Below are 23,239 nucleotides of genomic sequence, written 5' to 3' on the forward strand. Positions count from 1 at the left end.
GGCCGGAAACGCCGTGGGCGCCGGTCCGTGGCGCCTTGCACGGTCGGGACGTTGTTCCGTGGGGAGATCCGTGCCGGCCGGTTCAGCCGGCGAGCAGGAGCAGGGCCTTCTCGGACGGCGATCCGGGCTCGACGGTGTACAGACCGAGCGTCTGATCGGCATCGCCCAGGGGGGTGAACGCCTCGAATCCGAGGGTCAGGTCCCCTGCCAGCGGATGGCGGTACCGCTTGACGCCGAACCGAGGCAGGTACACCTCAGGATCGGCCCACCAGCTGCGGAAGTACCGGTCGTCGGCGGACAGATCACTCACCAACTGGTCGAGCTTCGGGTCGTGCGGATGGTCGCCGGCGTACAGGCGCAGCATGCCCACGATCTCCCGGGCCGTCTCGGCCCAGTCGACACACAGCTCGCGTGCGGCCTCGCTGAGGAACATGTAGCGAGCCATGTTCCATTCCTCGGCCGGACGGGCGTCGAAATCGAGATGCAGGGCGCGGGCCAGACGGTTCGTGGCCAGGACGTCCAGACGATGGCCGAGCAGTAGCGCCGGTACGTCGCCGATGTTGTCCAGCGCCCGCACCAGTCCCAGCCGGGCCTGCTGTTCCACCGCGGCACGGGGGCGCTGCCGAACGCCTTCGACCAGCGCGAACAGCTGGTCACGCTCCGTGTCGCCCAGTTGCAGCGCGCGAGCCACGGCCCGCAGCGCGGAGGGGGATACACCCGTGCCGCGTCCGGCCTCCAGCCGGACGTAGTAGTCGACGCTCAGGCCGGCCAGCTGGGCGACTTCCTCGCGCCGCAGGCCCGGCGCCCGGGGCGGGCCCGGGTGTGCGGGAAGACCGGTCTGCTCCGGCGTGAGGCGCGCCCGGCGGGTCCGAAGGAACTCCCGGAGAGCGGTCTCAGGCGCAAACTCACTCACGTTCTCAGGCTAACGGAGAGGCGGTGGGCACCGCCCGTCGTCATCGCCGTGGCCGACATGGGCGACGGGCCGTTCGAGCGCGACCATGACCGTTCCCCCATGCAGAGGCTGGATGGCGCGGGAGCCGGTCCGATGTGATGTGGATCATGCCCCGCGCGTCACATCCCTTTGTGGTGCCCCCGAGTCCGATGAGCGGACGGTCTTGTTTAAGGGGAAACAAAAGATGAGCAAGCGAACTCTCATGGCTGCGGCAAGTCTGTGTGTGACGGCGGTGATGGCCCTCACGGCCTGTGGTGGTGACAAGAAGCACGACGCCAACGGGGCAGGCGGCTCCGGCTCCGCCACCGCGGAGGCGTTCAAGGGGCTGACTGCGGCTCAGATCTCCGAGAAGGCCCGCGTGGCGATGACGAAGCTGGACTCGTTCAAGGTCAAGGGCGGCATGTCCACCGACGGCCAGCACATGACCTTTGATTTCGCCGTCGCCAAGAAGGGCGACTGCCAGGGGACCTTCACCACAGGGGGTGCGTCCGCGGAGATTCGTCAGGTCGGCGACGCCGCCTACATGAAGGGCGACGAGAAGTTCTGGCAGCAGATGGGCAGCGAGGGCGGCTCCTCCTCGAAGGAGACGGATGCCCTCGTCGAGATGCTCAAGGGGCGCTGGTTCAAGATGCCCGCGCAGGAGGCGAAGGCGGACGACAAGTTCCCCTTCTGTGACATCGGCGCGATGTTCGAGAAGGATGAGAAGGACGGCCACCTGACCAGGAAGGCGAACACCGAAGTCGGCGGAACGCCTGCCGTGACGCTCACGGGGAAGGACGGCGCCGCGACCCAGACCCTCCTCGTAGCCGCCAAGGGCGAGCCCTACGCGCTCAGGATGACTGTCGACGGTGGCAAGGAGCCCGGCTCGTTCGACTTCTCGGCCTTCGACGAGCCGGTGACGGTCACGGCCCCGCCGGCCGGCGACGTCATGGATCCGGAGAAGCTCAAGGGCTGACACCGTCGGCCCGCCGCCCCCTTACGATGCGCGCGGGGGCGGCGGGCCTCGTCGGCGGGATGCCGGTGTCTCCAGGCCGGGGCCGCCCGAGCACGAGCCGCACGGCAGGCATCACGGTCGCCGCCGTGCCCGGGGGAGCGGAGTCATGCCGTGGCGCCGACTCGGCCGCTCGCGAGCCGGGTGTGGGTCACATTCCCGACCGGCGGGCACGGAGCTTGCCGAAGAGCCTCTGGGCCTGGGCCCGGCGGCGTGGATCAGCCGCGGTACGGCGTACCTGTTCGATGGTGCGCTGACCCTGCGGACTCCTCGCGAACTGCTTGAGTCGTTGGAGAACTCCCGGCATGTCACTCCTCTCGTCAGGGGTGCCCTCTCGTCGGGCCCCGCAGCGTTCGCCTACCCGTTGACCGACGGTCCAGCCACTTCCGGCCGAAGGTGAGGCGTCGCGGTGCCGTGCTGCTTGCAGCCCTTCCGAAGCGCACTCGGCAGCGAGGCGCGCTGCCTGGGGAAACGGAGCGGGCGCAGCGGAGAGCACTGAAATGGTTGAAGGACCGCGCGGGACGCGGACGCGGTCCAGCTGCCCGGGTGCAGGGCAGCAGCCGGACACACGGTGCAAGCGTCCCCCTGTCCGAAGGCGAGCCAGGCGTGTTGCCTCCGACCGCGTCCCCTGATTCCTTCGAGACCTGAACGCATGACTGGCGTTCGTCCCCATGTCTTTGATCTACGTATCTACCTTCTGTCTAGAGCAAGGGAATCAAGTCGGTGCAGAACTGGATGAATTGGTCCGCTCGGACCGCTGGGTTCATCATGTCTTTGACGCTTCCGTTCGCCCTCGCGGAGCCGGCCTCGGCGCGCTCCGAAAGCCCTGAGCCGGCCCCCGCCTGCGTCACCATGTACGAAAGCTGGCGCTACACCCAGGCCGCCAACGGCTGCGCGGACACCCTGGGGCTGATGGTCGTCTACCAGGACGGTGCCACCGGCCCGTGCTACACGCTGCCGCCGGGTGCCTTCAGCACGGTCGGCGAGGGGTACCTCGGCCTGCACGGCCATCCAGACCACCTCGCCGTCTGCGCCATCGGCTGACCGGCGCGGGTAAGCCGGCCGTCATCGCGTCGACTTGGCGGCGCCGTTACGCGCATCGCCGCCCCGTGCCCTGAGCGGCGCGCCGGATTCGGTGAGGACGCGGTGCACGAAGCCGTACGACCGGCCGTGCGCCTCGGCTATCGCGCGGATCGACCGTCCTTCGCCGTACTCCTCGGTGAAGGTCTTGGCCAGGTCCTTGCGGGCGCTGCCCGTTATCCACTTGCCCTTGTGCATGGTGATCTCCTCTCGAATCGTCGAGACGTGATCACCGGTTGCCCACCTCGCCGCTCCTCATGCGGCCGAGGTGCGCGCGGACTTCCGACCGGCTGCCTGCGGGCAGCGACCTCGGACGGCCGGCAGCCGTACTGTCCGGGGGATAGCCCCCGGTGTCCGTGGGGGAATGCCTCGGGGGCAGAGGGTGGCTGGCAGGCTTCTTCGGGCGCCGAGGCCGACGAAAGACTTGCGGGCATGACGACTTCCCCTGATGTCTCCGTGGTGCCCGCGTCCGCCTCCGCCGCCGTGAAACGGGGCTCTGCCGGTACCGGCAGTGACTTCGCCCGGCTCTCCCAGCGGATAGCCGCGGCCGGTCTGATGCGCCGGCGCCCCGGTTACTACACGGCCCGCATCGGCCTGGTGGTCGCGCTGTACGCGGCGGGCTGGGGAGCCTTCTTCCTCCTGGGCGACACCTGGGGGCAGTTGGCGGTGGCGGCCTTCCTGGCGTTCGTGTTCGGGCAGGTCGCCCTGCTCGCACACGACCTGGCCCACCGGCAGATCTTCGGGCGGCGCCGGCCCAGCGAGATCATGGGCAGGCTCTTCGGCAATCTCGGCGTGGGCATGAGTTACGGCTGGTGGATGAACAAGCACACACGCCACCACGCCAATCCCAATCACGAGGACCTGGACCCGGACGTCGCCCCGGACATCCTGGTGTGGTCCACGGATCAGGCGCGTGCCAGCCGTGGAGTGGCACGTGTGATCGGCGGCCATCAGGCCCTGCTGTTCTTCCCGTTGCTGACCCTCGAAGGCTTCAACCTGCACGTGTCGAGCCTGCGGGCACTGCGTGCGCCGTACCTGAGGAAGCGCATGCTGGAGGGAACCCTGCTCCTCCTGCACATCGCGGGTCTGCTGTCCGCTCTGTTCCTGGTCCTCTCCCCGGGCAAGGCGATCGCGTTCCTGGCGCTGAACCAGTGCCTGTTCGGTGTGTACCTCGGCTGCACCTTCGCCCCGAACCACAAGGGCATGCCCACCCTCACCGGTGACGAGCGGCCCGACTTCCTGCGGCGCCAGGTCCTCACTTCCCGGAACGTGCGGGGCGGCTGGTTGACGGACGTGATGCTCGGCGGCCTCAACCACCAGATCGAGCACCACCTGTTCCCGAGCATGCCCACACCCCACCTGCGGCGCGCCCGGACCATCGTGCGGCAGTACTGCGCGGAGATCGGGGTGGCCTACCACGAGACCGGACTGATCCGCTCCTACCGTGAGGCCCTGACCCATCTGCACCGGGTGGGTGAGCCGATCAGGCGGCAGCGCAGGGCACGGTGACCCGTCGGGAGCAGGCCGGGACATGCCGCAGCCTGGGCACGTGTGACTGTGTCCGGGCTGCGGGATCGCCGGTTTCGCGTGGCCGTGGTGTCAGGCGGTGAGGGTCTTCCGGAGAGCTTCGAGGCCGTCACGGTAGATCCCGGCGAAGAGGTCCTCCGCTTCGGCGTCGCTCACTCCGTCGGGCGTGAAGCGGCCGGACCACTGGACCTCGGCGACGTCGTCCCGGCCGGCGACCGGGCGGACGCGGAGCGTGGAGAGGTAGCCGGTGACGGGGAAGGGCGCGTCGAGGATGGCGTAGGTGTACGAGCGCTCCGCCTCGCTGTAGGCCGTGAGGCGCTCGGTGATCACGTCGCCGTCGGGGTTGGTCAGACGGCGGACCCGGCCGCCTTCCAGCGGGGTGCTCTGGGGGATGTACGGGAGCCAGTCGGGGAGGGCGTCGAATCCGCCTATGAGGTCCCAGACCTGCTGGGGGGAGGCGGGCAGGACGCGGCTGACGGATGTGGAGGCCATGGTCGTGCTCCTGAGGGTCGTGCCGTGTGTCCGGGTGTGGGAGGAGGGGAGGGGTCAGGCGCCGTGGGGAAGCGGCGCGGCCGGGCTGACCAGGCCGGCGGCGCGGAGGTCGGTCCAGAACGCGGCGGGGATGTGCTCGTCGAGGGCGGCGGTGTCCTCGGTGATACGGCTCGGGCGCGTGGCGCCGGGGATGACGGCGACCGCTGCCGGGTGGGCGAGCGAGAACTGCAGGGCGGCGGCCTTGATGCCGACTGCGTGCCGCGCGGCGAGTTCCTTCAGCCGCCCGACGCGCTCGACGATCTCGGCAGGGGCCTGCTGGTACTCGAAGTGGGTGCCGCCGGCCAGGATGCCGGAACTGTAGGGGCCGCCGACGACCATGCCGACGCCCTGCTCCTGCGCCATGGGAAGCAGGCGCTGGAGGGCGTGGCCGTGGTCGAGGAGGGTGTAGCGGCCGGCGAGGAGGAAGCCGTCGGGCCGCGGCTCGTCGAGGGTGAGGGTCAGCTCGATGGGCTCGGTGCGGTTGACGCCCAGGCCCCAGGCCTTGATGACGCCCTCGTCGCGCAGTCGGGACAGGACGCGGAAGGCGCCGGTGCGGGCCTCCTCGTACTTCTGGAGCCACAGGTCCCCGTGGAAGTCCTGGGCGATGTCGTGGACCCACACGATGTCGAGCCGGTCGGTGCCCAGGCGCTTCAGGCTGTCCTCGATGGACCGCTCGGTGGCCTCGGCCGTCCACTGGTGGACCATCTTGTTGGGGTTGCCGTGTTCGAAGAGGCCGCCCTTCTCGCCGAGGTCGCGGATGGAGGTCTCGTGCTCGTCGAGGATGACCCGGCCGACCTTGGTGGACAGGACGTAGGAGTCACGGGGCTTGCCGGCGAGGACCTCGCCGAGCCGCTGCTCGGCCAGGCCGGCGCCGTAGAAGGGGGCGCTGTCGTAGAAGCGGATGCCGTGGTCCCAGGCGGCTTTCACGGTGGCGCGGGCCTCGTCGTCGGGGATCGCGCGGAACATGTTGCCGAGCGGGGCGGTGCCGAAGCCGAGGCGGCCGGGGATGAGGTCGGTGAGTGACATGACTGTGCCTTTGCGTGGTGTGGGGCGAAACCCCAGGGCGCGGCGGCTCCGTCGACGGGGCGGGCGCCGGGGATGCGGGTGGTCCACGGAGTGGCGCCCATATAGTTGCAGGCGCGCCTTACGTGCGATGACAATACTTGCAGACGCTGGCTATTGCAATGTGCGCTGAATCCTGGGTGGTGGGCGGCGGCCGTGCGGTGGGTATGCAGCGCGTTCGGGAGCCGTTCGGGGGCGCCACCTGCGCCCGGGCCCGCACTCGTGGTGATCGCTCTGCCCGCGGTTCACCCCGACAGCGTGTGGACCAGTTCCGCCGTGGTGACGATGGCGTGCGCGTAGGTGGGGCCGTTCAGCTCATGTGCGGCGCGCAGCATGTCGGCGCTGAAGGCCGCGGTCGCATCGGTGACGAGGGTGACGTGGTAGCCGAGTTCCATCGCGAAGCGGCCCGTGGACTCGATGCAGGTGTTGGCGAGCAGTCCGATCAGGATCACGTGCGTGATGCCGCGCTGCTTGAGCCGGCAGTCCAGGTCGGTGTTGGCGAAACCGCTCTGAGCCCAGTGCTCCGCGATGCGCAGGTCCCCCAGTTGCGGCCGGAAGTCCGGGTGGAACTCGCCTCCCCAGCTGCCGCGGGCGAAGAGCCGCAGGCGCCGCGTCTTCTGCTGGCTGGGATTCGGGTGGTCCCAGCCGACGTAGTCGCCCTCCTCGTGGCGCCGGTGCGGAACGAACGCCACCACCAGGCCGGCCGTGCGTGCGGCGTGGACGACCGCGCGCAGGTTGCGCAACAGGCCCACTTCACTGGCCACTGGAGCCAGGCGCGGCCACAACTTGCCCCCTTCGGAGAGGAAGTCGTTGTAGGGATCCACCAGGAGGACCGCTGTGCGGCCGGTGTCGTAACGGTCCGTCATGACGACCGCCTTCCGGGGGAGTGTGTAGTGATCCACCATCGGCCCCCGCATGCAACCCTGCCCTGAGGCTCGCCGACCGGCCGACACCCGCCCGTGCGGCCCGTGCTTCTTGGCCAATAGTGGTCCACAGCCGCGCGAAGCGGCGCGAATGCGGTACTACGCGTGGAGTGGGATGCTCGGGGGCGTTGGTGGTATATCGACGAGGAGAACGGATGACGACTTCTCACCGGGGACAGGAACTCCTGCGCCCTCCGTCATCACTGCCGACGAGGTGTGCGATGCGCAAGATCATGACAGGAACGGCCGCGACCCTGGTCGCGGCAGCCGTGCTCTGCACCGGATCCCCGGCCCAGTCGTTCGACGGCCCGCGAACCGCCCCGGGAGCGAGCAGGTTCTGCGGCACGGACCCGGTCTCCGGCCTGGCCGTTTGGGGCGACCGAGCCGACGCCTGCGCCGCCGCCCTGGAAGTGGCGAGCGCCTACACCAAGGCCGCGGCCGGCACGCCCAAGGGGCCCGGCACGGTCCGCGCGGGCGGAGCCACGTGGAAGTGCCAGGAGCGGCAGGGAGACCCCAACCCCTATCAGGAATGCGTCGACTCGAGCGACAGCGGCCGCAGGGTCATCCTCTCGTCCTGACCCGCCCTTAGCCCGACCTGGCGCCGGGCGCCGCGCGGGACTGCACTAGGGTGCTCGCTGCGCCGAGTCCGAGGGGGGCCATGAAGACTGTCGCCGAGAAGCCGCAGGTCATCAGTACGCCGTTGAAGATGGCGGCTTTCCGGCGGTTCGTGTCGGCGAACCTCATCTCGGCGGCAGGGTCGGCGATGGCCCCGCTCGCGCTGGCCTACGCCGTCATCGAGCAGGGCGGAGGAGCCGGCTCCCTCGGTCTCGTCCTTGCCACGAACACCGTTCCCACGATCGTGTTCCTGCTCGTGGGCGGCCTCTTCGCGGACCGCCTGTCCCGAAGCCGGATCCTCTTCCTCGGCAACCTGCTGGCGGCGGGCGCGCAGGGCGCTCTGGCCGTCACCGTGGCCACGGGGCACGCGACGACGGCGTCGATCGCGGCTTGTGGGTTCGTCTCGGGAACGGCGGCGTCGTTCATCGTCCCGGCCGCGCAGGGTGCCGTCGGGCAGATCGTTCCCGAGGAGCATCTGCAGCAGGCCAACGCGTTGCTCAGGCTCCCGAGCAACGCGGTCAAGGTACTGGGACCGGTCGTCGGCGGATTGGTCGTCGCCGCGACTGGCGCCGCATGGGCGCTGGCCTGGGACGCGTTCACGTTCGCCGTCGCCGCCGTCCTGCTTCTCGGTCTGCGCCTGGAGGTCCCACCCGGCGCGGCCGCCGGCGCCCTGGCCGACCTGCGGGCAGGGTGGACGGGCTTCTGGTCCCGCACCTGGCTGTGGACCTACACGGCCGCAGGCACGGTCCTCGTCGCGGCCTGGCTGGCCGGCTTCCAGCTTCTGGGCCCCCTTGTCGCCGCCCAGCGGTACGCCGGACCGCGCGACTGGGGCCTGATCCAGGCGGCCTTCTCCTGCGGACTACTGGCGGGAACCTTTGTCTGCCTGCGGTGGAAGCCGTACCGCCTGCTCGCGGTCGCGATCGCCACGAGCGGTGCCCTCGCGCTCCCGTTGGCGGCCATGGCCTGCGGCCTGCCGTTGCCCCTGGTGCTGGTGGCCGCCTTGCTGGCAGGTATCGGGCTCGATGTCGCGATCGTCGCCTGGACCACCGCGTTCCAACAGCACGTGCCTCAGGCGGAACAAGGGCGCATGAGCGCCTTCAACGGTGTCGGGGAACGCCTCGCCATCCCCCTCGGGTACCTCATCACCGCCCTCGCGGCCCAGACGTTGAGCAGTCAGGTGGTGCTGCTGGCCTGTGCCGGCATGATCGCCGTTGCCGCCGTCCTCAACCTCTGTGTCCGGGACGTGTACGGCATCAACCGCCGCACGCGAGAGGATCAGCCGAGCGCCTTGAGCGATCAACGCGAGGTCGAGCAGGCGTAGCGGCCGCAGTCCGCGGCACCACCCGGGCAGCCGGGCCGACCGCCGACTGCCGGGCGGGGTACACGGGAACAGGGCCTGCGCCAGGGGCGCCGCCGGGCACGTACCGCCCATCGAATGGATCGTGCGGCTCCGGACTTCGCGAGCCGAGGGGGACTTGACGGAGGAGAGCCATGGGTGCGGACACGACGACGGGCGGCGCGGTGGACGGCGAGCCGCCTCTCATCACAGCGGTTCGGGCCGGCGACATCGATCTGGTGACGAGGCTTCTCGACGACGGCAGCGATCCCGACGCCCGCGACGCCCACGGAACACCCGCGTTGTGGCTGGCCGTCGGCGCGCGCTCCGCGGCCGTCGCCCGACTGCTGTTCGACCGCGGCGCCGATCCCGGGCAGCATGGTCCCGAGGGCCCGCTCCCGCTGCGCGCGGCGGTCGACTGGGGATCACCGGCGCTCCTCGATGTGCTCCTGGAGGAAAGGATGCGCGGACGTCACCCCAGGTCCGAGCTTCTGGACATGCGGGACCTCGCGCGTCGGTGGCACGAGACCGGGGTCGAGGCAGAACTGCGCCGCCGCACCGGGGCCGAGGGCACCGTGGCCCGTACCCGGGTCCGGGACGACGAGTTCAACAGCGTCGACGAGTGCTCCCTCGGCGGGATGACCGTGCGGGACGGGCACGCGGCGATCCTCACACGACTGGAGGAACTGCTCCGCATCCGCGCCCCGTTCGAGATCCTGATGGACCGCGCGTTGGCCCACCCCGACCTGGACCACACCGCGTGGGGGAGTTCCGCCATCCTGCTGGGCAACCGGGGCGACGGAACGACCTGGGCGTCTGCCGCGGCGTTGCGCGCACATGACGATCCCCGTCGTAGGTTGTTCGGTGCCCATGTGCTGCGGCTGACCCACCTCTTCGACTGGAGCGAGGAGGATCCGTTCGCCGGCCCCGCGCTGGACATCTTCACCGACTGGGCGGCTGAGGAGCCGGACGCCTCGGTGCTCTGCGAGGTGCTGGTAGCCCTCGGAGAACACCCGGGCCGCCGCGCGGAGGCGGCCATCCTGCCCCACATCGGCCATCGCGAAGCCCGAGTACGCTGGGCGGTGGCCCACGGGCTCAGCGCGGCGTCCTCGCCGCCCGCGTTCTCCGGCCCCGCGCGCGAGGCGCTGCTCCAGCTGCTGAACGACCCGGAACCGGAGGTGCGGCAGCGCGCCTGCCTCACCGTGGCCGACGGCAGGGACCCCGCCCTCGCCGACGTCCTGGCCGCGCTGCTGGACGACACCGACCGCCGGATGCAGGTCATCGCCGTGTACGGGCTCGCCCTCGTCGATGACGACCGCTGCGTGCCGGGGGCCGGTCGTCTCGGCCCGCCGCGCCCGGGCCACCCGGAGGAGGAGACACACCTCGGCGCGGCGTGGCGCTACGAATGGCGCCGGGACGGCCGATGACCGTTCGGGCGAGTCGCTTCACCGCACCGGGGACTGCGCCGGAACCCGTGAGGACCGGTGGAAGGCCGATTCCCCCGCGACGGCTCACGACCGGCGGTGCCCTCGTTCCCTCCCCGCCCGGTCGACCGCCCTGTCGACCGGTCGTTCCTCCGGCCGGGGGACGTACAGCAGGGGCCGCCGAGGCTGGAATGGATGAGCAGGTTCACCCATCCCGTACTCGAGAACGACGAGGTCTCCTCATGCTCAACGCCCGACGTCATATGGCCCGCATCGCCGGTATCTCCTGCATCGCCGCACTGGCGGCTGGAGCCTTCGGAGTGGCCGGCGCCGAGGCGGCGCCGATGGTGAAGCAGCAGCCGGCCGCGTACTCCAGCAGCGACCATCACCATCACCATCAGTACCACTGGCGTCACCCGTACTGCCGGCACCACCGGGACAGCTCGTGGTCCGACGACTCGTGGAGGTACGACAACTCCGATCACCACGGCTCCCGGCACGACAGCTCGTACGACAACAGCTCGCGGCACGACAGCTCGTACGACAACAGCTCGCGGCACGACAACTCGGACCACGACGGCTCCGGGTCCGGCGACTGGTCGACGGGCGGCAACACGCAGGGCGGCACCCAGGGCTCCGGAGACGGGAACACCCAGGGAGGTACACAGGGCTGAGTGTCAGAACGGGCCGGCACCTCGCGGAGGACGACGTCCGCGGGTGCCGGCTCCGCGTGGGCCGGTGTGGTGCGGCGCGACATGCCCTGGAAGGACGGCACCCGTCTCGACCGGGACTAACTAGGCTCCACGTCATGACTATTCAGCGGATGGACAACGTCGCCATCGTCGTCGACGATCTGGACGCGGCCGTCGCCTTCTTCACCGACCTCGGCATGGAGCTGGAAGGCCAGGCACAGATCGAAGGCCTTTTTGCGGACCGCACCGTCGGACTCGACGGCGTGCGGAGCGACATCGTGATGATGCGGACCCCGGACGGCCACAGCAAGCTGGAGCTGACCAAGTACCACACCCCAGCGGTGTCCGACGCCGAACCGCGGAACCCTCCGCCCAACACGCTGGGCCTGCATCGCGTCATGTTCGCCGTCGACGACATCGACGACACCATCGCCCGCCTGCGCCCCCACGGCGCCGAACTCCTCGGCGAGGTGGCGCAGTACGAGAACATCTTCCGGCTCTGCTACCTCCGCGGCCCCGCAGGCATCATCGTCGCCCTGGCCGAACAGATCGGCTGACGCGGATCCGCCACGCGGAGCATGTCGGCGGTCACCACCGCGGCTGTGCTCAGGGGCTGATGGCCGGCGCCGGCAGGGGCTTGCCGGCCGGGTCTGCCGGAAAGCCCTCCACGCGGTAGACGGTGGAGTGCCGCGCGTGGAAGCCCAGGCGCTCGTACAGCCGGTTCGCGGCCTCGCGATCCGGCCGTGAGGTGAGGTCCACCGTGCGGGCTCCGGCCTTCTCGGCGATCCGCAAGGCCTCCTGGATGAGAAGGCCCGCAATGCCCTGCCCTCGCGCCGCACCGTCGACGACCACGTCTTCGATCCGGCCCCGCAGACCTGAGGGCAGGGGCAGGAGGGTGAGAGTCAGGGTGCCGGCGATGCCGTCCACCGTCCGGGCGATGAGCACGGTGTTGGCGTCGCTGGTGACCATCCGCTCGACCGCCTCGTGGTCGAGCGGCTCGGCTCTCGACGACAACTGCGGCAGCAGCCGGCCGAAGGCGTCCACCAGTTCCTGACCTGCTTCCCGGGCGATCTCCACACGCACGTCCATGGGCGGAGACTATCCGCCGTGCGACCGACGGCAGCGCTCATCCGGCTCATCCAGGAGTCGGTGGGGTCCTCGGTGAGCAGCCGGCCCGCGGGCACCTCGCGCTTCGTCAGCGGTGGTCGTTGAGCCAGTCGCCCGGGATCAGGTCACGTACGCGGTCCAGGTCTTCCGCCGTTCGGCCGCGGGCCAGAACGGCCATCCCGTCGTCGTCGCGCAGCAGGACGTCCCGGCCCAGGAACCACCGGGTCCCACGCCCTTCCTCGCCGGGCGGACACGCCGGGATCGGCAGCCGGGTGGCATTCGACTCCAGCAGTTCCACGCTGTGTTCGTCCGCGTCGAGGTAGTCGCAGAGCCGTTCGTCGGCGTGCAGGGACTCGGACAAGATGATCTCGACGAAACAGAGGGAAAGACGCTCCAGCCAGTCCTCCCATCGTTCGGCGCGCTTGTCGGCGAGGTCGAGCCGGACGAGCACCGCGGGATCATCGTTCCGAAGGCTGTCGAGCAGGATGCCCCAGGAGGCGGCTCCCTGGTTCTCGTGACGGAAGACCAGGGCCTCCTTGGCGTCGTCGACATACAGCTTCGCCGGGTCGAGCAGCGAATCGTGGTTGCTGGTCAGATCCCGCCGGCGTCCGAACAGCAGATACGCCTCGCGCAACGCCGCCGGCAGCCTGAGTCCCAACCTCACCTCGGCGGCGTCGAGTTCGGCCTGCGTGCATCCGTCGGAGCTTCCCAGGGCCGAGCCGTCCCAATGGGCGGCGAAACCCCGGATGAAGGCCCACGCGCCGCTGCGGCCCTCCACGGCTCCGGCGAGGGCCGCCGCAAGGTTGAACTGGTGTGTCATGCCTGGACGATATCCGTCCCGTTCATCAGCGCCGCCGTCCCCCACCTCTACGACGAGTGGCGCCTTCCGCACGTGCGCCCCGTGGATTGCGGTGGGGCACCCCTGGGGCATACTGACGCCCTCACTGATGCAACAAAATGTTGAAGGAGGCGGAGTTGGCAGCCTGTTTCAGGACGGTCACCGAGGTGGGAGAGGCACATCTCTCCCAAGCAGAGGCGCTGGGGCGTGCCTTCCAGGAGGCGATCGCGCCGGCCACGGTCAACTACGACTTCGGTCATATCCGTGATGCGGCCGCCGCGCTCCCGGACAGCGACATCGTCAAGATGGTCCGCGGTTGGGGGCTCAGGGAGGACGCGCCGATCCTGGTCATGGCGCTCTCCCTGAAGGAGGCGGTCCGTCAGGCTCTCCCGCCCGAGGCGGCGAAGGCCTCGTTCTGGGACACCGTCGAGCGAGGTCTCGTGGACGCCTTCACCGACCTCGCGGCCCAGGAGGGAGAACCGGGTCTGGCCTACTACGAACAGGAGCCGGACCACACGAGCTACTACCGTGACCTGTTCTTCGCGCTCCAGGACGAGGAAGCCGGCGCATACCTGTACGGCGTCGCCTTCTGCACCGATGTCACCGTCGGCCTGGAAAAGACCCGTGTCGGCACACTGAGCCTCACCGACACCGCACCGTTCGCGGTACGGCTCAACGCGATCGTCGTGCGCCAGAAGCTCGCGAACCCGGCCTGAAAGGTCCGCACACCGCGCGGCCCGCCGTCCCGGGCCGCGGCTGTGCGTACCGCCCAGGCGTGTCACCGGCCGGTCCGGCCGAAGTGCGAGGCTCGCTGGGCGAGAACGGTCACCCGTTGTTCCGCCGAGGACCGCAGAAGGTACTCCCCGGAGAATTCCCCGTCGGGGCTGTAGACCTCGAACCGGTCGGCGATCTGCTGGATCGTGAACCCGTTCCGGCCAGGAGCGGGAGCGTACTGAGCCGTCATGGTGGGTGATCCTTCCCAGGTGCGGTGGGGGCGGGAGTGGGGCTACCGACAGTCTTGCCGTGTGCCCAGGCGCCTCCGGTCAGCCGACCGGGGGACCGTACGGGGGGACGCGCTGTCGTCGGTACGGCGGGGCCGACGGGGGGAGCCGGGGGTCTGGACGACAGCCCGAGGAGCGACGGCCGGAGGACCGTCGCCGAGCCCGGCCGTGCGGGCCGCCACGGGCGCGCGGCCTGACCGCCGCTCGCCCCGGCCCACCGGGCTCCAGCGCCGGCACAGCCGCACCGGGGCCGGCGGCCGGGAGATGTCACGGCAGGCCCGGCTGCCGGGCGTGGGGGACCATGACCGTATGGAGACCGGGAGCCCGTCCTTCCGCCACGCGGATCAGGTCCCTGCCGGGCACGGGGGCGGCGGTGAGGTTCCGGTACGGCGCCACGGGAGTGCCGATGACCGCCGGCTGACAGGAGACGCCCCGGGCGGCCGGGGACGGCTGCGGACCCCGACGGGCGTACCCGCGTCGGGCCGGGCTGTGTCCGGGGGTTGCTCGTGCCGAGCATGACCGGGCGTGGTCGCCGGCGTACGGCGGGCCTGTTCGCTCCGGCGGCGGGGAGCCGGCCCGCGGTGGTCGCGGGGTTGGGCAACGGAGTCGCGATCAGCGTGCTGCTGCTGGCCGGTATCGCCGCGGGGAACGCGGCGGCCGGAGCGTGGGCCGCGCTCGGCGCGTACGTGACGGCCTTCACGAACAAGGGCGGCCCCCGCGGACCGCGTACCCGGCACCTGCTCGTCGCCGCCGTCGTCAACGCCGCCATGTTCTGGGTGGGAGTCGGGACGATCTCGCTGGTGCCCCTGACGGGGGTCGTGCTCGCCGTGCTGGTCTTCCTCGCCTCGATGGGCTCGGCGGTCCACCCGGTGCTGGAGCGGCTCGGCACCATGCCCGCCACCGCGCTGCTCGTCGCGGCGGGCAGCACCACCGCCGGGGTGGACATGGAGTACGCCACGCTGCTGGTACTGACCGGGGGCCTGTGGTACGCCGCTGCCACCGCGGTACTCACCCCGCCCGCCCGCCTGCGTGACGTCCTCGCCCACGTCGCACAGCCCTATCGCCTCATCGGCCGGCACCTGACCGCCCTCGCCCCCGGCTCCACCACCCCTCCGGACGCGGTGGGCGACCCTGCCCGCACGCCGCGTACCGCCCACGGCGCCGCCCGCCCGCGTTCCGGCGCGGGCCCGGCACCGCCGAACATCACCGTCGGTACCGTCCATCCGGACACGACGGCTGCCCTGCGCCGGGCCGAGGGTGCCACACGGGAACTGCGCGGCCCGCGCGGTGACGAGCACCTCGCGGACCTGACCGACTCGCTGGTGCGACACGCCGCCACTCTCGCCGACCTGACCACCGCGCTCGCCGCCACCGGTCCCCCACCGCCGGCCGTCCGTGTCCCGTACGCCACTCTCACCGACGCGGTCGGCCGGCAGCTCTCCCAGCTCGCCGACGTCCTCACGCGCCGCCGCCAAGCCACCGACAGCGTCGAAGGCGCCCCGGTCCCGGGGCTGGGACGATTCGAGGAGGCCTGCGACCGGATGCGTGCCGACATGCCGGCCGGCGCCCACACCTACCCGGAGATGGCACGCGCCGGCCGGCAGCGCCGCCTGCTGGACCGCATCACCGCCACCCTCGCCGAAGCCCGGGCCGAGGCCCGCACGCTGGCTCTGCTGGCGGCGACCCCGTTGTCGGCGCCGCCAGCCCGACCGGTGCGCCTGGACCGCGCCCGGCCGCGGGAGGCCATGACCCTGCGATCCGGGACGTTCCGCCATGCGCTGCGGACCACCGTGGTGAGCACCGCGGTGTTCGCCCTCGTCCACTGGACCGCACTGCCGCACGGCGAGTGGGCGGTGCTGGCCGTGCTCCGGGTGATGCGCCCGCAGTACGCCGTCACCCGCGAACGCGTCGCCCAGCGGGTCATCGGCAACGTCGTCGGCGGCACCTGCGCCGCCGTGCTGATCGCGGCCGTGCACGAACCGGCCGCGCTGTCCCTGATCCTGTTCGTGGTCATCACGGTCGGTTTCACGCTCCGGCCGGTCAACTACGCCTTCTGGGTCGTCTTCGGCACTCCTCTGGTGCTGCTGATCGGGGACGTCTCCCACCCCGGCAGCTGGCTGGACGCGGCCTCCCGTATCGCCATGACCCTGGTGGGGACCGCGACCGCCCTCGTCGGCAGCCGCCTGCTGTGGCCCAGCTGGGAGCACCCACGCCTGGACACCGAGACGGCCCACGCCCGCCACGCCTGTGCCGCCTACCTGGACACCACCCTGCGCTCCCTCGGTCAGGCCGGTCCCCGTCGCGACACCGACCCCGGCCCCGACGTGCGTCATGCCCGTACCACCGCGGAGAAGGCCCTCGCTCAGGCGGCCGCCACTTCCCGGCACGCCCACCGTGAGCCCGGCCACGACCGGGCCGCCCTCGACCGCGCGGCCACCACGGTGGACGCCCTGACCACGCTCAACCTGCTCGTCGCGGCCCTGGCCACGCACCGCACTCCCCACACCCCCCGCATCCCCGCCCTGGCCGCCTACACCGACCACGCGGGCCCGGCCCTCGCCGACGCCTCCTCGGAGGAGAGCCCGCGTCACGCCGACGCCCTCGCCGACGCTCTCGACGTCATGTCCCTCCACCTGGAAGAACTCCACGTCCGCCGCCACGAGGAACTGGCCGCCGGCCGTACGGGCGACACACCGGCGCGCGCCGCGATCCGCGAGTACGGGCCCGTCATCGAACTCCTCCAAGCGATCGCCGCCGTCGTGGACGACGCCCGCGCACGGCCGCAGCGGGCGACCACCGCCCCCTGGCCCTGACCGCGACCGGGCCTCGCCCGGCCGGCCGGCCCGTGTCTCCTTCCACCGGTCGACCCTCCGGACGGATGACAGTGGGCCGTGGTCCACCGCGGGAGTCTGGCGAGTGACGCCGCCCGGCGACACACCCTCCCGGCGCACATGCCTCCTCGGTGCACGTGCCGGCGGGTGAGCGGGTCGCCGGGCGGCCGTCCCAAGTCGTACGTCCCCTCAAGCCGCCCTGGACGAAGGAACCGGCCGTGACGAGCACCGTCCTCGACCCGCCCACCACTCCGACGCGCACCACCACGGCTCCGGCCGGGCCGGCCGCATCCGCTCCCCCCGGCTACCGTCGACTGCTGTCCTCCCCGCATGTCCCGCGCCTCCTGGCAGGCGCGGTCGTGGGGCACCTTCCGGTGGCGATGGCCCCGCTGGCGCTGCTGATCGCCGTACGCGCCCAGGGCGGGACCATCGGTCTGGCGGGGCTCCTGGCGGCCGCTTTCGGTGTCAGCGCGGCTGTGGCCCAGCCGGGGTGGGCGACACTGCTGGAGCGCCGCGGGCAGACCATGACCCTGGTGGCCTGCGGACTGGGGTCGGCCGCCTGTTTCCTCGCTCTGGCGGCCGTACCGCCGGCCGGGCAGCCGGTCTGGGCACTGGTGCTGACCGTCGCGGCGGGTCTGTGCACGGCGCCGTTGGAAGCGGCGCTGCGTGCGCTGTGGCCCGAGGTGACATGTGGACCCGCGCAGTTGCGGACCGCGTTGAGTCTTGACGCCTGCGCTCAGGAGGTCGTCTTCATCGCCGGGCCCTTGCTGGTCCTCGCCCTGGGCGTCACCGTCGGCGGGACCGCGCCCCTGGCCGCGATCGGTCTGCTGGGCCTGGCGGGCACCCTGGCCTTCGCCACCTCCCGTCCCGCCCGCCACTGGCGGCCGGCCCCCGCAGCGCCCGGCCCCACCTCCGCCGCTCCCACCGTCCCGGTCCGGTTCGTAGGCCCGCTGCGGTATCCCGGAACGCGGACTCTGGCTCTGGCGCTGCTCTGCGCGGGGATCGCTCTGGGTGCTCTCAACGTCCTGGCTCTGGCGTTCGCCGAGCACGACCACGCCCCGGCGCTGACCACGGTGATGCCGGCCGCGCTGGCCGCCGGCAGTCTGATCGGTTCCTTGGTGTACGGGCGTCTGCGGCGGACCGGCACGCTGGCCGGCCACGCCCGGGTGGCTGCTCTCGGCCTGCTGGCCGGGCTGGTTCCGCTGCTGCTGGAGCCGGCTCCGGCGGCCGCGGTCCTTGTGGCGGTCGTTCCGGGACTGTTCCTCGCTCCGCTGCTGATCAACGTCTTCGCGGGTCTGGACCAGGTGGCGCCGTCCGGCGTGCTGCACACCGCGGCGGCCTGGATGATCACCAGCCTCGGACTGGGGCAGGCCGTCGGCACCGCCCTGGCGAGCACCGCGGCGGGCGCCGTCGCGCCCCTCGCCACCGCGCTGACGGGCGCCGCCGCCGCGTACGCCGTGTTGCTGCTGCGCCGTTCCACCCTCGCCCCTCATGACCTCGTCCCCCTGCGACGGTGAAGAACGCACCGGCCAGGCCCTGGCCGATGACCGCGTACCGCCGCGCATGCCGCGGGCGCGGCCCGCGCGGGCCGGTGGCGGACGTGCGACGCCGGACCTGGCTTCGGATCATGGACTCGACGTGCGGCGGACCCGGCCGCTCGACGACCAGCGGGCCCGCGCTGGGGACGCCCCGCCTGTCGGCCGGTCTGGTCGCCCTTGCCTGGGTGACGCAGTTCCTGGTGGGGACCGACCTGTTCGTGGTGGCACCGCTGCTGCCCGACATCGCCGCCTCCCTGCACGTCGCTCCGGCCCGCACCGGTCTGCTGATCACGGCGTTCTCCCTGGCCTACGTGGTGGCCTCGCCGTTCGCGGGCCGGCTGAGCGACCGTTACGACCGCGTCCGCATCCTGTCGGCCGCGTTTGTGCTGTTCTCGCTGGCCAATGTCGCCACCGCGCTGGCTCCGTCGTTCGGGCTGCTCCTGGCCACCCGGGTGGTCGCCGGTGTCGCGGCGGCGGCCACAGGACCCACCGTGTACGCGCTGGTCAGTACACGTGCGCAGGCCACGGCCCGGGCTCAGGTGCTGGCGGTCGTGGGCTCGGGGCTGCTGACCGCGCTGTGGGTGGGGGCCCCGGCGGGAGCTCTGCTGAGCCGGCACGCCGGCTGGCAGGCGGCGTTCGTCATCCTCGCCGCCGGCACGTGCGTGCTGGCCGTCCCGCATGCCGTCGTCTGGCGGTCGGGCCGCACCACCACCGCCGGGCACAGGGCCGCTGCCGACAATGCCCCGGCTGCCGGCCCATCGGTGCTCAGCGGACAGCGGGGCGGGGGCGTGGCGGCCTTCGCGGTCGCGGTCACCGCGTTGTGGGCGTTCTCCGTCTACACCCTGTACACCTTCCTGGCCGTCGCCCTGCACGCCGACGGCAGGGCGGCCGATGTGTCGTGGCTGCTGGTGGTGTACGGCATCGCCGCCGTCGCGGGTGGGCAGGCGGGTGGCCGGCTCGCCGACCGCGCCGGTGCGGTACGGGTCACGGGAGTGGCTCTCGCCCTGCTGGCCGTGGCCGAGATCGCGGTCGCCCTCGTCTTCCCGACCACCTGGGCACTGACGGTGGCCCTCGTGCTGTTCTCGTCGGCCGCCTACGCCTTCTTCCCCGCTCAGCAGCGGCATCTGGTGGACGCCTTTCCCGAGCGGGCGACGGGGATGCTGTCGTGGAACAACAGCGCCCTGTTCGTAGGACTTTCGCTGGCCGGCGCGGTCGGCGGGCCGGTCGTCCACTCCTACGGCTATCCGCAGCTGTTGTTCCTGGGCGCGGCCGTGGCCGCACCGGCCTGGCTCCTCACCCGCCACCCCCCGGCCGACCGCCGTCCGCGGCGGCCCTGACGCGGCGCGGTCCTGGAACGGCTACCGGGCCGATCCCGAGGTTCTGGCGCAGCAGCGCCTGCGCGGTGGACTCCGCTTCGGTGAACTTGGTGTGTCCTGCGTCGGTCAGGGTCACCTCGACTGTCCTGCGGTCTCGGGCGCGGCGATTGCGCTCGATCAGTCCGGCCGCTTGCAGGCCCTTGAGGAGGTAGGACATCCGGTCGCCCGACTCTCGGACGAACGCCGTCAGCCGGGCGATGGGCACCGGTCCGCCCCGGGCTTCGGCGAGGGCGCCGAGTACGAGGTAGTCACCCAGGGACAGACCGTGCCGTACCCGCAGGTCGCCGTGCAGAAGTCCCAGGGTCCGCAGGATCCCGGGACACCCCTGTCGCGGGGGTGTCTCCGTCGGCTCGCGGTCGATCATGCTTCCTCCCGTGGGGGCGGTCGGTCGGCCGCGGGGCGCGGCCGGACAGTGACAACCCGGTGCCGTGGGGCGCCGATGGCAGGCGGACGGGACAGGCAGCCCTCGGATCCGGACATGGCCGCGTGCCCGCCGTGCGGCGTCGGGCAGCGTCAGTCAGCTGTACCGATACGGGGTAGTGGGGCCGTTGCCCGCGCTCGACAATTGGCCTTGCCCTCCCTCTAACCCGGTGACAGGCTCGGAGCAGGCCAGCAGTCGTACGGCCCGAAACACTCGTGCTGTCGGGCCGCTGCCGCGATGCTTGCGGCTTTCTGCTTCGGGGGAGGCGTCCCAACATGGTTGTCTTAGTCGTCATCGTGTCTTTCGTGATGTGCTGGTTCATCGGCGGCGCGATCGTCCACTACCTGATTCCCGAGGACTATGACTGGCGCCTGAGGGCGCGGCACATCGCCCTTCGCCGCAGCGAGCGGGAGCTGGCCGAAGAAGTGCTGCGTATCGTCCGGCAGCCGGGGTTCAGCGAGCTGACGCTTCTTGCCTCGTCTTATGGATCGATCGGGTTGATGGCCCGGGGCACCAGCCGTTCGCCACGTTTCCGTACCGTTCAGCGACGTGTGTGCGGCGCGTGCAGCTACTGCGTGATCGAGAACCTTGTGCGTGGCCTGCCGGAGGAGGCGTTCGGGGGAGCACAGGGGGGCGCGGACCGTGTGGTCACGGAGTACCGGGAGAAGCTTACTTCGCAGCTGGATGCCGTGCGGGTCCGTGTTTTCCACGGACTCGACCGGTCGGTCACAACCGGAACGGCGCGCAGCAATGTATCGCGATATGTGCCCGCCGACTGTCCGGTTCACTCGCGTATCGCAAGGCTGCCGGAGGGCTGCTACCGACGCGCCGAGGAGGAGTAGGAGTTGTCCACGGGCCGCAACGCCCAAGCTGGCAACTGATAGGCCGCCTGCCGAATACCGCAGGCGCCCGCTGGGCGGCGTGAGGCCGGTACCGGCCCAGCGGGGGCAGCGGTGATGGTGTCTGACGCACGCAGGTGCCCCTGGGAGGGGCGGGACCGCTGGGTCCGGGGGCACTGAGGCGCGCTTCGAGAAGCTCAACGGCCGGCAGGCGCAGCTGTCGGAGGAGCTGCGGCCCCAGGCGTTCCAGCAGGCCTTCAGCTGGCCTCGGACACCTGGGCGGCGCCGGGAGGGCTGACCTGACCATTCCGCCGGATCCTCCGACCTCCAGTTGCGTTCGGGACTGCTTGATCGTTAACCGGGGCACCCACGAAACGATCAGGAGAAACTCGTGAAGCAACGCAATCGACTCGCTGTACTTGCCACGGCGGTGGCAGCCGCCTACGCGTTAACGGTCCCGGGTGCCGGGGCCACCGCCTCGCAGGCCGGCGCGGAGAGGGCCCCGGCGGCCGCCGCCGCGACCGGGCCGTTCCAGGTCAGGAACACCGGTACGGGCCGCTGCCTGGGGATGCCGGCCGGTGACGACCGGATGCGGGTGTGGAACTGCGCCACGGAGGCCTACCAGCTCTGGGACCTGGTCCCCGACGGCCGGGGCCACTATCACATGGTGACCCGCAGGGACGGCCGCTGCCTCGCGGGCTACGCGCAGGGTCCGAGCGGCTGGGCGACCTGGCTGTCCATCTGCGACCCGTCCTTCTCCAACGTCGACGTCGACCCGGCGACCCAGTCCGACCCGGCCCGCATTGCGAACCTCTTCGGCCGTGTCCTCGAGCCCGACCGCGGCTGGAACGGCGCGAACGAGTCGCCGGTCGTGACCAGCGACAACCAGGGACTGCCGACCCAGAAGTGGACCCTCAAGAACATTCGGTAAGCGCCACTTAGCCCCGCGCCAGGTGCGGCCCTCGCTTCGACCCTTCACGGGATAGTGCGTCACACCCGATGCAGTGCGCTCGGGGCCAGGGAGAGGAGCGGGTGCCGCCGTCGCCCGCGCGGTCCGTCCCAGCGCCGTCGGGCTCGGGAGGGTGTGCCTTTGGGTAGCGCCGGGCGCGGCGACCGGTCGGTTATGCCGCTGCTGATCTGAGCATCGGAGTTGTCCGTCCGTGCCAAGTGCCGTGCTCAGCCACAGCAGACACAAGCCGCGTGGAACGACACCTACGACGCGCTTGCCGCACCCCGCCCCCGCGACACCACCGCCCTGCGCCGCCGCCTGCTTGCTCCTGTCCGTACGACTACTGTGGTGGCCCCCCTACTGGGAGACAGCGCCCTCGGTGCCCGCGGCACGCTCCGAACTGCGGCAGCTGACCCGCGCACGGCGAGCCGTCGCACGGCGAGCCGTCCAGGCCGTCTGACCGCGCGCCTCGGGCGACCAGGAGCGTCCCCCGTGCAGGCCAGCCCGCGGTCCCGTTGTGGCCCGCTCCGGATCACCAGAGAGAGCGTGCCGGTGCCCCGCGGATACTGTCTCCGCGGGGCACCGACCTGTCAGTGATCAGCCCTGGGTTCCGCCCTGGGTGTTGCCGTTGCCGCCGCCCTGGGTTCCGCCCTGGGTGTTGCCGTTGCCGCCGCCCTGGGTTCCGCCCTGGGTGTTGCCGTTGCCGCCGCCCTGGGTTCCGCCCTGGGTGTTGCCGTTGCCGCCGCCCTGGGTTCCGCCCTGGGTGTTGCCGTTGCCGCCGCCCTGGGTTCCGCCCTGGGTGTTGCCGTTGCCGCCGCCCTGGGTTCCGCCCTGGGTGTTGCCGTTGCCGCCGCCCTGGGTTCCGCCCTGGGTGTTCCCGTTCCCGCCCCCCTGGGTTCCGCCCTGGGTGTTCCCGTTCCCGGAGCCCTGGGTTCCGCCCTGAGTGTTCCCGTTCCCGGAGCCCTGGGTGCCGCCCTGGGTGTTGCCGCCCTTCGGCATGGCAGCAGCGTTCTTCGCCGCGCTGTTCTTGCTGTTGCTGTTGTTCTTGCCGTGGTGCTGCTGGTGGTGGCTGCTGGCGTGCGAGGCGCTGTGGTGCATGGGCGCGGCCTCCGCGCTGGCGACACCGAGGGTTCCGGCGGCCACAGCGGCGATGCAGGAGATGCCGGCGAGGCGGGCGGCCAGGTGACGTCGGGCGTTCAGCATGAG

At 71.4% G+C, this 23,239-nt stretch carries 24 protein-coding genes; 14 read left to right on the forward strand and 10 right to left on the reverse strand.

Annotated elements, in window-relative coordinates:
- Positions 1-82 precede the first annotated feature (82 nt).
- On the reverse strand, positions 83-913 hold the full coding sequence (locus BLW57_RS38075; RefSeq protein WP_093480210.1) for a helix-turn-helix transcriptional regulator: 831 nt from the start codon (positions 911-913) through the stop codon (positions 83-85).
- 223 nt (positions 914-1,136) lie between these two features.
- Between BLW57_RS38075 and BLW57_RS38080 the strand changes: the two genes are divergently transcribed.
- Both BLW57_RS38080 and BLW57_RS38085 read left to right on the forward strand, forming a co-directional pair.
- A complete protein-coding gene (locus tag BLW57_RS38080; protein WP_143051640.1) occupies positions 1,137-1,907 on the forward strand; it encodes a hypothetical protein in 771 nt (256 codons plus the stop codon).
- Between the two features lie 804 nt (positions 1,908-2,711).
- On the forward strand, positions 2,712-2,987 hold the full coding sequence (locus BLW57_RS38085; RefSeq protein WP_176985875.1) for an alpha-amylase: 276 nt from the start codon (positions 2,712-2,714) through the stop codon (positions 2,985-2,987).
- A gap of 21 nt (positions 2,988-3,008) precedes the next feature.
- Here BLW57_RS38085 and BLW57_RS38090 read toward each other — a convergent pair whose 3' ends face one another.
- Positions 3,009-3,221 carry a helix-turn-helix domain-containing protein gene (locus tag BLW57_RS38090; RefSeq protein ID WP_093480213.1) on the reverse strand — a complete coding sequence of 71 codons (213 nt, stop codon included), beginning with the start codon at positions 3,219-3,221 and terminating at the stop codon, positions 3,009-3,011.
- A 234-nt stretch (positions 3,222-3,455) separates the two neighbouring features.
- Here BLW57_RS38090 and BLW57_RS38095 point away from each other — a divergent pair, with 234 nt between their 5' ends.
- Entirely contained in the window at positions 3,456-4,532 is a 1,077-nt protein-coding gene (locus BLW57_RS38095; RefSeq protein ID WP_093480214.1) for a fatty acid desaturase family protein, read from the forward strand.
- A gap of 90 nt (positions 4,533-4,622) precedes the next feature.
- Here the strand turns inward: BLW57_RS38095 and BLW57_RS38100 are convergent, their stop codons facing one another.
- From BLW57_RS38100 to BLW57_RS38110, 3 genes are all read right to left on the reverse strand, one after another.
- Positions 4,623-5,042 carry an SRPBCC family protein gene (locus tag BLW57_RS38100; RefSeq protein ID WP_093480215.1) on the reverse strand — a complete coding sequence of 140 codons (420 nt, stop codon included), beginning with the start codon at positions 5,040-5,042 and terminating at the stop codon, positions 4,623-4,625.
- A gap of 54 nt (positions 5,043-5,096) precedes the next feature.
- Positions 5,097-6,107 carry an aldo/keto reductase gene (locus BLW57_RS38105; RefSeq protein ID WP_093480216.1) on the reverse strand — a complete coding sequence of 337 codons (1,011 nt, stop codon included), beginning with the start codon at positions 6,105-6,107 and terminating at the stop codon, positions 5,097-5,099.
- Positions 6,108-6,388: 281 nt separating this feature from the next.
- On the reverse strand, positions 6,389-7,009 hold the full coding sequence (locus BLW57_RS38110) for a cysteine hydrolase family protein (RefSeq protein ID WP_093481128.1): 621 nt from the start codon (positions 7,007-7,009) through the stop codon (positions 6,389-6,391).
- A gap of 278 nt (positions 7,010-7,287) precedes the next feature.
- Between BLW57_RS38110 and BLW57_RS38115 the strand changes: the two genes are divergently transcribed.
- The 5 genes from BLW57_RS38115 to BLW57_RS38135 all read left to right on the forward strand — a co-directional run bounded on the left by BLW57_RS38115 (position 7,288) and on the right by BLW57_RS38135 (position 11,690).
- Positions 7,288-7,644 carry a hypothetical protein gene (locus BLW57_RS38115; RefSeq protein WP_093480217.1) on the forward strand — a complete coding sequence of 119 codons (357 nt, stop codon included), beginning with the start codon at positions 7,288-7,290 and terminating at the stop codon, positions 7,642-7,644.
- Between the two features lie 80 nt (positions 7,645-7,724).
- Positions 7,725-9,002 (forward strand): MFS transporter, encoded by a 1,278-nt coding sequence (locus BLW57_RS38120; protein WP_176985876.1) that lies wholly within the window; start codon positions 7,725-7,727, stop codon positions 9,000-9,002.
- 170 nt (positions 9,003-9,172) lie between these two features.
- A complete protein-coding gene (locus BLW57_RS38125; protein ID WP_093480218.1) occupies positions 9,173-10,444 on the forward strand; it encodes a HEAT repeat domain-containing protein in 1,272 nt (423 codons plus the stop codon).
- A 239-nt stretch (positions 10,445-10,683) separates the two neighbouring features.
- Positions 10,684-11,115, forward strand: coding sequence for a hypothetical protein (locus tag BLW57_RS38130; protein ID WP_143051641.1), 432 nt, complete (start codon positions 10,684-10,686; stop codon positions 11,113-11,115).
- 134 nt (positions 11,116-11,249) lie between these two features.
- Positions 11,250-11,690, forward strand: a complete 441-nt coding sequence (locus BLW57_RS38135; RefSeq protein ID WP_093480220.1) for a VOC family protein — start codon at positions 11,250-11,252, stop codon at positions 11,688-11,690.
- A gap of 49 nt (positions 11,691-11,739) precedes the next feature.
- On the opposite strand, the gene BLW57_RS38140 is transcribed toward BLW57_RS38135, so the two are convergent.
- Both BLW57_RS38140 and BLW57_RS38145 read right to left on the reverse strand, forming a co-directional pair.
- Positions 11,740-12,222: a GNAT family N-acetyltransferase gene (locus tag BLW57_RS38140; RefSeq protein ID WP_093480221.1), complete on the reverse strand. Its 483-nt coding sequence runs from the start codon at positions 12,220-12,222 to the stop codon at positions 11,740-11,742.
- Positions 12,223-12,328: 106 nt separating this feature from the next.
- The gene (locus BLW57_RS38145) at positions 12,329-13,060 is read right to left on the reverse strand and encodes an SMI1/KNR4 family protein (protein ID WP_093480222.1); all 732 of its coding nucleotides are present in this window, start codon (positions 13,058-13,060) and stop codon (positions 12,329-12,331) included.
- Between the two features lie 155 nt (positions 13,061-13,215).
- Here BLW57_RS38145 and BLW57_RS38150 point away from each other — a divergent pair, with 155 nt between their 5' ends.
- Positions 13,216-13,794 carry a Type-2Aa cytolytic delta-endotoxin gene (locus BLW57_RS38150; protein ID WP_093480223.1) on the forward strand — a complete coding sequence of 193 codons (579 nt, stop codon included), beginning with the start codon at positions 13,216-13,218 and terminating at the stop codon, positions 13,792-13,794.
- A 62-nt stretch (positions 13,795-13,856) separates the two neighbouring features.
- Here the strand turns inward: BLW57_RS38150 and BLW57_RS38155 are convergent, their stop codons facing one another.
- A complete protein-coding gene (locus tag BLW57_RS38155) occupies positions 13,857-14,042 on the reverse strand; it encodes a hypothetical protein (protein ID WP_093480224.1) in 186 nt (61 codons plus the stop codon).
- A 552-nt stretch (positions 14,043-14,594) separates the two neighbouring features.
- On the opposite strand from BLW57_RS38155, the gene BLW57_RS38160 reads away from it, so the two are divergent.
- From BLW57_RS38160 to BLW57_RS38170, 3 genes are all read left to right on the forward strand, one after another.
- Positions 14,595-16,892 carry an FUSC family protein gene (locus BLW57_RS38160; protein ID WP_093480225.1) on the forward strand — a complete coding sequence of 766 codons (2,298 nt, stop codon included), beginning with the start codon at positions 14,595-14,597 and terminating at the stop codon, positions 16,890-16,892.
- A 236-nt stretch (positions 16,893-17,128) separates the two neighbouring features.
- Positions 17,129-18,427 carry an MFS transporter gene (locus BLW57_RS38165; RefSeq protein ID WP_093480226.1) on the forward strand — a complete coding sequence of 433 codons (1,299 nt, stop codon included), beginning with the start codon at positions 17,129-17,131 and terminating at the stop codon, positions 18,425-18,427.
- A 110-nt stretch (positions 18,428-18,537) separates the two neighbouring features.
- The gene (locus BLW57_RS38170; protein WP_176985877.1) at positions 18,538-19,785 is read left to right on the forward strand and encodes an MFS transporter; all 1,248 of its coding nucleotides are present in this window, start codon (positions 18,538-18,540) and stop codon (positions 19,783-19,785) included.
- Here BLW57_RS38170 and BLW57_RS38175 read toward each other — a convergent pair.
- A complete protein-coding gene (locus tag BLW57_RS38175) occupies positions 19,742-20,188 on the reverse strand; it encodes a MarR family winged helix-turn-helix transcriptional regulator (RefSeq protein ID WP_093480228.1) in 447 nt (148 codons plus the stop codon). The genes BLW57_RS38170 and BLW57_RS38175 overlap by 44 nt on opposite strands.
- Positions 20,189-20,520: 332 nt before the next feature.
- Here BLW57_RS38175 and BLW57_RS38180 point away from each other — a divergent pair, with 332 nt between their 5' ends.
- Together BLW57_RS38180 and BLW57_RS38185 are read left to right on the forward strand one after the other, a co-directional pair.
- Positions 20,521-21,087: a hypothetical protein gene (locus BLW57_RS38180; protein WP_093480229.1), complete on the forward strand. Its 567-nt coding sequence runs from the start codon at positions 20,521-20,523 to the stop codon at positions 21,085-21,087.
- A 427-nt stretch (positions 21,088-21,514) separates the two neighbouring features.
- Complete coding sequence (locus BLW57_RS38185; protein ID WP_256339872.1) at positions 21,515-22,015, forward strand: RICIN domain-containing protein; 501 nt, start codon at positions 21,515-21,517, stop codon at positions 22,013-22,015.
- A 615-nt stretch (positions 22,016-22,630) separates the two neighbouring features.
- Here the strand turns inward: BLW57_RS38185 and BLW57_RS38195 are convergent.
- Complete coding sequence (locus tag BLW57_RS38195) at positions 22,631-23,236, reverse strand: hypothetical protein (protein ID WP_093480231.1); 606 nt, start codon at positions 23,234-23,236, stop codon at positions 22,631-22,633.
- Positions 23,237-23,239 lie beyond the last annotated feature (3 nt).

Source organism: Streptomyces sp. 1222.5, from assembly GCF_900105245.1.
Classification (GTDB): Bacteria; Actinomycetota; Actinomycetes; order Streptomycetales; family Streptomycetaceae; genus Streptomyces; species Streptomyces albidocamelliae.

Excerpts from the sequence above, each read along its gene's own strand:
- BLW57_RS38080 (WP_143051640.1), top strand. The coding sequence starts at position 1,137 with ATGAGCAAGCGAACTCTCATGGCTGCGGCAAGTCTGTGTGTGACGGCG.
- BLW57_RS38085 (WP_176985875.1), top strand. The coding sequence starts at position 2,712 with ATGTCTTTGACGCTTCCGTTCGCCCTCGCGGAGCCGGCCTCGGCGCGC.
- BLW57_RS38090 (WP_093480213.1), bottom strand. The coding sequence starts at position 3,221 with ATGCACAAGGGCAAGTGGATAACGGGCAGCGCCCGCAAGGACCTGGCC.
- BLW57_RS38095 (WP_093480214.1), top strand. The coding sequence starts at position 3,456 with ATGACGACTTCCCCTGATGTCTCCGTGGTGCCCGCGTCCGCCTCCGCC.
- BLW57_RS38100 (WP_093480215.1), bottom strand. The coding sequence starts at position 5,042 with ATGGCCTCCACATCCGTCAGCCGCGTCCTGCCCGCCTCCCCCCAGCAG.
- BLW57_RS38105 (WP_093480216.1), bottom strand. The coding sequence starts at position 6,107 with ATGTCACTCACCGACCTCATCCCCGGCCGCCTCGGCTTCGGCACCGCC.
- BLW57_RS38110 (WP_093481128.1), bottom strand. The coding sequence starts at position 7,009 with ATGACGGACCGTTACGACACCGGCCGCACAGCGGTCCTCCTGGTGGAT.
- BLW57_RS38115 (WP_093480217.1), top strand. The coding sequence starts at position 7,288 with ATGCGCAAGATCATGACAGGAACGGCCGCGACCCTGGTCGCGGCAGCC.
- BLW57_RS38120 (WP_176985876.1), top strand. The coding sequence starts at position 7,725 with ATGAAGACTGTCGCCGAGAAGCCGCAGGTCATCAGTACGCCGTTGAAG.
- BLW57_RS38125 (WP_093480218.1), top strand. The coding sequence starts at position 9,173 with ATGGGTGCGGACACGACGACGGGCGGCGCGGTGGACGGCGAGCCGCCT.
- BLW57_RS38130 (WP_143051641.1), top strand. The coding sequence starts at position 10,684 with ATGCTCAACGCCCGACGTCATATGGCCCGCATCGCCGGTATCTCCTGC.
- BLW57_RS38135 (WP_093480220.1), top strand. The coding sequence starts at position 11,250 with ATGACTATTCAGCGGATGGACAACGTCGCCATCGTCGTCGACGATCTG.
- BLW57_RS38140 (WP_093480221.1), bottom strand. The coding sequence starts at position 12,222 with ATGGACGTGCGTGTGGAGATCGCCCGGGAAGCAGGTCAGGAACTGGTG.
- BLW57_RS38145 (WP_093480222.1), bottom strand. The coding sequence starts at position 13,060 with ATGACACACCAGTTCAACCTTGCGGCGGCCCTCGCCGGAGCCGTGGAG.
- BLW57_RS38155 (WP_093480224.1), bottom strand. The coding sequence starts at position 14,042 with ATGACGGCTCAGTACGCTCCCGCTCCTGGCCGGAACGGGTTCACGATC.
- BLW57_RS38160 (WP_093480225.1), top strand. The coding sequence starts at position 14,595 with ATGACCGGGCGTGGTCGCCGGCGTACGGCGGGCCTGTTCGCTCCGGCG.
- BLW57_RS38170 (WP_176985877.1), top strand. The coding sequence starts at position 18,538 with ATGGACTCGACGTGCGGCGGACCCGGCCGCTCGACGACCAGCGGGCCC.
- BLW57_RS38175 (WP_093480228.1), bottom strand. The coding sequence starts at position 20,188 with ATGATCGACCGCGAGCCGACGGAGACACCCCCGCGACAGGGGTGTCCC.
- BLW57_RS38180 (WP_093480229.1), top strand. The coding sequence starts at position 20,521 with ATGGTTGTCTTAGTCGTCATCGTGTCTTTCGTGATGTGCTGGTTCATC.
- BLW57_RS38195 (WP_093480231.1), bottom strand. The coding sequence starts at position 23,236 with ATGCTGAACGCCCGACGTCACCTGGCCGCCCGCCTCGCCGGCATCTCC.